This window comes from Mesorhizobium sp. M2E.F.Ca.ET.209.01.1.1 (assembly GCF_004010375.2).
Lineage (GTDB): Bacteria > Pseudomonadota > Alphaproteobacteria > Rhizobiales > Rhizobiaceae > Mesorhizobium.
Map to the genome: position 1 here is coordinate 1 of NZ_SADP02000784.1, position 321 is coordinate 321.

Below are 321 nucleotides of genomic sequence, written 5' to 3' on the forward strand. Positions count from 1 at the left end.
GGCGCCCTGTTCGGAGGCCGGATTTGCGAACAAAATGCCGGCTGTCAAAAAACCTTCTCCTGTTTGGCGTTATGATGGTTTGGTGCGCTTGACACCCGGTAGCGAACCCCTTATCCAGCGCCCCAACGACGAACACGGCTGACACGTGCTCGTCAATGCGCGGGTGTAGCTCAGTTGGTTAGAGTGCCGGCCTGTCACGCCGGAGGTCGCGGGTTCGAGCCCCGTCACTCGCGCCATTTCTCTCAAGGGACACAAACCCTTGGCTTAGTAGAAATGTCGACGTTGTCTGTCAAAGATGCATGTATGCGGATGTGATCCAGA

Annotated in this window: 1 tRNA gene; it reads left to right on the forward strand. The window is 56.7% G+C overall.

The features are described 5' to 3' along the window. Positions 1-159 precede the first annotated feature (159 nt). Positions 160-236, forward strand: a tRNA-Asp gene (locus tag EN852_RS37890). Positions 237-321 lie beyond the last annotated feature (85 nt).